This window comes from Azospirillum formosense (genome assembly GCF_013340925.1).
Classification (GTDB): Bacteria; Pseudomonadota; Alphaproteobacteria; order Azospirillales; family Azospirillaceae; genus Azospirillum; species Azospirillum formosense.
This window is the reverse complement of the sequence record NZ_WHOR01000348.1, coordinates 1-4,943: the sequence shown is the minus strand read 5'-3', so window position 1 is coordinate 4,943 and position 4,943 is coordinate 1. Positions and strand designations below refer to the sequence as shown.

The following is a 4,943-nucleotide window of genomic DNA, read 5'->3' as shown; positions in this document are numbered from 1 at the left end:
TCGCCTTAGTCCCCGGGGCCCGGAAGTGGTTACAAGGGACCGGGGCCCCCCCGGCTGCGCCGCCGCCTCGACCGCGTCGATTCCGCGGATGTCGGCGTGGGCGTGGGGGGAGCGCACAAAGACCGCGTAGGTCTGGCCGGGAAGCGACACGTCGTCGGTGTAGCGCCCGCCGCCGGTCAGCAGGCGCGCGTCTTCGGTGCGGGGGACCGGCTGGCCGATGCCGAACTTCATCATGGGGCGGGGTCCTTCCTATTGCGCGGGCCTGTGGCGTGGGGAGACACCCGGAGAAGATAGGCGGAGCCTTGGCCGGCGAAAACCCTCGGTTGGGCATAAGCCGGCGGTGGCGTGGGGGCGCCGGGCCACCTATTCTTAGGCCATGTGCGGACGCATGATACTCGCCACGCCGGCCGCGGAGGTTCAGCGGCTGTTCGGCTTCCCCGAACTTCCGAACCTCCAGCCCCGCTGGAACGTGGCCCCCACCCAGCCGGTGCCCGCCGTGCGGCGGGAGGAGGATGGGCGCCATCTGGTGACCCTGCGCTGGGGACTCGTGCCCTTCTGGGCGGACGACCCGTCCATCGGGGCGCGGCTGATCAACGCGCGCGGGGAGACGCTGGCCGAGAAGCCGTCCTTCCGGGAGGCGTTCCGCAAGCGGCGCTGCCTCGTCCCCGTGGACGGATTCTATGAGTGGAAGGCGGAGGGCAAGCGCAAGCAGGGCTGCGCCATCCGCCGCCGCGACGGCGCGCCCTTCGCCTTCGCCGGCCTGTGGGAGCGCTGGAACGGCCCGAAGGGCGGCCCCGCCCCCGCGGAACCGCTGGAGACGCTGACCATCGTCACCACCACGGCCAACGCGGTGCTGAAGCCGCTGCACGAGCGCATGCCGGTGATCCTGGACGAGACGGACTGGGACCTGTGGCTGGACCCTGCCGCCCCGCTGCCGCTGCTGGAAGGGCTTCTGAAGCCGGCGCCCGACGCGCTGCTGGAGGCCCATCCGGTGGGACCGCGCGTCAATAACGTGCGCAACGACGACGAAGCGTGCGCGGCTCCCTTGGACGATGCACCGCCCGATGACGCGCCGACCTTGTTCTGACTGGCGAAGCCTTTTGGTGGCGATTCTTCTCGTCGGCTCAACCGGAACGGCGTATGCCCAGGGAGGGACGACCAAAGGCAAGGTCGCCAACACCCCCAACGAGACGTTAAAAGGGCAGGGTGTCGCCATGGAGGGCGATACGCTGTCCATCAAAGGGACGCCGGTTCGCCTCATGGGAATCGACGCCCCCGACGTCGGGCAGAAATGCCGGAACCGCTACGGGCACGAACTCGATTGCTTCCGCATCGCCACGGCGGTGCTGGCCGGCCTGATCAAGGACCAGGAGGTGACCTGCACCATCGCCGAACGCGACCGCAACGGCCAGCAATTGGGCGAATGCCGGGTGCTCGGCGTCGATCTGGGGGCGGCCATGGTGGCGCGCGGCTGGGCCTTCGCCTACCGCAGCCTGTCGCCGGCCTACGCCTCCAGCGAGGCCTTCGCGCAGAGCCGCCGGCTCGGCCTGTGGGGGGGGCAGGTGGAGAAACCCTGGCAGTGGCGGTCGCGCCAGCAGAGGGAGCAGGCGCGGTAGGTCCTGCGGTCCGGTTCGGCCATCTGGCCTCTGCCAACGGGGGAAGGGGGACTCGGCCTTTTTTTCGGTTCGCCCTCCTTGGGGGGCGTGATAGTGTTTCAGAGTGTTAACAAGTTATTAATCAAGCCGACCGGCCAGCGCCCCTCGGTGCCGAAGGCCGGAAGGACCCACCCACCGGCGCGGAAGAACGGGTCATGCGAGTCTACGCACGCCAGCTTTACGATCATCTCCCCTACCTGCGGCGCTACGCGCGCGCGCTGACCGGAGCGACCGAACGCGGTGACGATCTCGTGACGCGCTGCGTCGAGGTCGCCGTGATGGCCCCGTCCCGCTTCGGGCTGGAAGCCGGGGCGCGGGTGCCGCTCTACGCCCTGCTGCATCTGCTGTTCGACGAGGACGGGGACGGGCTGCCGACCCCGTCGCCGCACCCCATCGAACGGGCGCTGGCGTCCCTGCCGGAAGGCGAGAGGCGCATGTATCTGCTGATCACGCTGGAAGGGCTGACGGTTCCCGAAGCCGCCCAGGTGCTCCAGATCCCCGCGCCGGAGGGCCAGGACCGGCTGACCGTCGCCCGCGACAAGGTGCGCAACGCCCTGACCCAGCGGGTTCTGGTGGTCGAGGACAACCCGATCCTGGCGATGGAGATCGGCTCGCTGGTCACCGACATGGGCCATGTCGTCTGCGGCACCGCCAACAACGAACAGGAGGCCCTGGAACTGCTGGAGGCCGAGAAGCCGACGCTGGCCCTGCTCGACGTCCGGCTGGCCGACGGCGGAAGCGGGGTGGAGGTCGCCCGCCGGCTGCGCCAGAAGCGCGCCATGCGGACCATTTTTGTCACGGCCTTCGACGGCGACCTGGAGGAGGCGGACGCCCGCCATCTCGGCCAGATCGTCCGCAAGCCCTTCACCAACGAGGCGATCCAGGCGGCGATCTCCCGCGCGGTCTTCATGCCGAGCCCGGTGGCGCTGGCGTAACACGCGGTTCGGATTGGACATGCGAAAAGGGCGGCCCCGTCGGGCCGCCCTTTGCATGTGTGCTGCCGTGTTGCCGCCGGTTAGACGGTGGTGCGGCGCCCGGCGATCATGCGGTAGATGGCCAGGATGATGATGGCGCCGACGATGGCGCCGATGAAGCCGGCCCCTTCGCCCGCCCGGTACCAGCCCACGGCCTCGCCCAGATAGGTGGCGACGAAGGCGCCCGCGATGCCGAGCAGCGTGGTGATGATGAAGCCGCCCGGATCACGGCCCGGCATCAGGAACTTGGCGACGATGCCGGCCAGGAAGCCGATGATGATCGTCCACAGAATACCCATAACCTCTCTCCCTCCAGTATCGATGTCCTCGATCCCACGCAGCCATAACGCCCAAAACGGCGTTTGGTTCTGCCCGAAGGAGGACCCCCTTGCGGATAAACCCACCTGGAGCATGGCCGGGAGGGAGAAGGGTTAGTGCTGGAATCAGCTCCGCAGGGCGCGGATGTTGGCGGCGTAGCGGTCCGGCCCGCCGGTGAAGGTGGCGGTTCCGGCGACCAGAACGTCGGCTCCCGCTTCGATGGCGATGCGGGCGGTCTCGCCGTTGATGCCGCCGTCCACCTGGAGGTCGATGGGCTTGCCCAGCGCGTCGATGCGGCGGCGCAGCTCATGGATCTTGGGAAGCTGGTTGGCGATGAAGCTCTGCCCGCCGAAGCCCGGGTTGACCGTCATGACCAGAACGAGATCGAGGTCTTCCAGCAGATAGTCGACGGCCTCCAGCGGGGTGGCCGGGTTCAGCGACAGGCCGGCCTTCTTGCCCAGCGACTTGATGAGCTGGATGGTGCGGTGGACGTGGGCGCCGGCTTCCGCATGGACGGTGATGATGTCGGCGCCGGCGTCCGCGAAGGCGGCGACGTAGGGATCCACCGGGGAGATCATCAGGTGCACGTCGAAGGGCTTCGCCGTGTGCGGGCGCAGCGCCTTCACCACCGCCGGGCCGATGGTGATGTTGGGAACGAAATGGCCGTCCATCACGTCGATGTGGATGTAGTCGGCGCCCGCCGCATCGATGGCGCGCACTTCCTCGCCCAGCCGGGCGAAATCGGCGGAGAGGATGGACGGGGCGATCTTGACCGGGCGCATGGCGGAAATCCTTGGCGTGAACGGTGCGGGAAAGGGCGGTGGAAAATCCGCCTTCCCATACCACGGCTCCCCCGCCGCCCCAACCCTTCTCGCCGTTCCTGGCAGGGCCAAGCCGTTTGATGGTTCCTCTCCCGGGGCGGGAGAGGAGATATCAACGATGATCGCTCCGCCCCCGTTCGCCGCGGCCATTCTCGCTCCTCCGCTCCGCGCCCATGGGGCGGGGGACTGGCCGTCCCCCGCCCAAAAGGCAAGGCGCGGTTCAGAAGCCGGCCAGCACGATCTTGCCCTTGGCCCGCCCGCTTTCGAGCAGGGCGTGGGCGCGCGTCAGGTTGGCGGCGTTGATGGTGCCGAACGTCTCGGCCAGCGTCGTGCGGACGGTGCCGGCGTCGACGAGGCGCGACACGTCGCTGAGCAAAGCGTGCTGGGCCTCGATGTCGGCGGTGCCGAACACCGGCCGGGTGAACATGAACTCCCAATGCAGCGACACGCTCTTGCGCTTCAGCACCATGACGTCCAGCCCCGCCGGATCGTCGATCAGCGCGACGCGGCCCTGCGGGGCGATCAGGGCGGCGATCTCCGGCAGATGGGTGCCGGTGTCGTTGGTCGAGAAGACGAAGGCCGGGGCGCCGATGCCCAGAGCCTCCACCTGGGCGGCCAGCGGCTTGCGGTGGTCGACGACGTGATGGGCGCCCAGGTCCCGGCACCAGGCCTGGGTCTCCTCGCGGGACGCGGTGGCGATGACCGTCAGGTCGGTCAGTTGCCGGGCGAGCTGGATGGCGATGGAGCCGACGCCGCCGGCTCCGCCGACGATCAGGATGGCGTTGGCCGCCCCCGGCACCGGGCGCCGCACGTCCAGCCGGTCGAACATGGCTTCCCACGCGGTGATGCTGGTCAGCGGCAATGCTGCGGCCTGGGCGAAATCGAGGCTGGCCGGCTTCGGCCCGACGATGCGCTCGTCCACCAGATGGAACTCGGCGTTGGTGCCGTCGCGGTCGATGGCCCCGGCGTAGAAGACGGCGTCGCCCGGCTTGAACAGCGTGGCCTGCGGCCCGGCGGCGACCACGGTGCCGGCGGCATCCCAGCCCAGCACCTTCATGGCGCCCGGAGCCGGCGGCATGTTGCGGCGCACCTTGGTGTCGACGGGGTTGACCGAGACGGCCTTGATCTCGACCAGAAGGTCGCGGCCCTGGGGCTCGGGGCGGGGACGCTCCACG

General features: G+C 69.3%; 7 protein-coding genes. 3 read left to right on the top strand and 4 right to left on the bottom strand.

The annotated features are described in order from the left end of the window. A partial coding sequence (locus GBZ26_RS26860; protein ID WP_425599367.1) for a hypothetical protein occupies positions 1–234 on the bottom strand: 234 nt, incomplete at its 3' end. Between the two features lie 154 nt (positions 235–388). Here GBZ26_RS26860 and GBZ26_RS26855 point away from each other — a divergent pair. From GBZ26_RS26855 to GBZ26_RS26845, 3 genes are all read left to right on the top strand, one after another. Next, positions 389–1,087 (top strand): SOS response-associated peptidase, encoded by a 699-nt coding sequence (locus GBZ26_RS26855; RefSeq protein WP_174441443.1) that lies wholly within the window; start codon positions 389–391, stop codon positions 1,085–1,087. 16 nt (positions 1,088–1,103) lie between these two features. Then, a complete protein-coding gene (locus GBZ26_RS26850; protein WP_343207188.1) occupies positions 1,104–1,616 on the top strand; it encodes a thermonuclease family protein in 513 nt (170 codons plus the stop codon). Positions 1,617–1,810: 194 nt separating this feature from the next. Further along, positions 1,811–2,590, top strand: coding sequence for a PhyR family response regulator anti-anti-sigma factor (locus GBZ26_RS26845; protein ID WP_174441442.1), 780 nt, complete (start codon positions 1,811–1,813; stop codon positions 2,588–2,590). A gap of 80 nt (positions 2,591–2,670) precedes the next feature. Here GBZ26_RS26845 and GBZ26_RS26840 read toward each other — a convergent pair whose 3' ends face one another. The 3 genes from GBZ26_RS26840 to GBZ26_RS26830 all read right to left on the bottom strand — a co-directional run bounded on the left by GBZ26_RS26840 (position 2,671) and on the right by GBZ26_RS26830 (position 4,942). Next, complete coding sequence (locus GBZ26_RS26840; RefSeq protein WP_014240033.1) at positions 2,671–2,928, bottom strand: GlsB/YeaQ/YmgE family stress response membrane protein; 258 nt, start codon at positions 2,926–2,928, stop codon at positions 2,671–2,673. Positions 2,929–3,072: 144 nt separating this feature from the next. Beyond that, entirely contained in the window at positions 3,073–3,729 is a 657-nt protein-coding gene (gene rpe, locus GBZ26_RS26835) for a ribulose-phosphate 3-epimerase (protein WP_174441441.1), read from the bottom strand. 259 nt (positions 3,730–3,988) lie between these two features. After that, positions 3,989–4,942 (bottom strand): zinc-binding alcohol dehydrogenase family protein, encoded by a 954-nt coding sequence (locus GBZ26_RS26830; RefSeq protein ID WP_345772076.1) that lies wholly within the window; start codon positions 4,940–4,942, stop codon positions 3,989–3,991. Position 4,943: the final 1 nt, after the last annotated feature.

Excerpts from the sequence above, each read along its gene's own strand:
- GBZ26_RS26855 (WP_174441443.1), top strand. The coding sequence starts at position 389 with ATGATACTCGCCACGCCGGCCGCGGAGGTTCAGCGGCTGTTCGGCTTC.
- GBZ26_RS26845 (WP_174441442.1), top strand. The coding sequence starts at position 1,811 with ATGCGAGTCTACGCACGCCAGCTTTACGATCATCTCCCCTACCTGCGG.
- GBZ26_RS26840 (WP_014240033.1), bottom strand. The coding sequence starts at position 2,928 with ATGGGTATTCTGTGGACGATCATCATCGGCTTCCTGGCCGGCATCGTC.
- rpe (WP_174441441.1), bottom strand. The coding sequence starts at position 3,729 with ATGCGCCCGGTCAAGATCGCCCCGTCCATCCTCTCCGCCGATTTCGCC.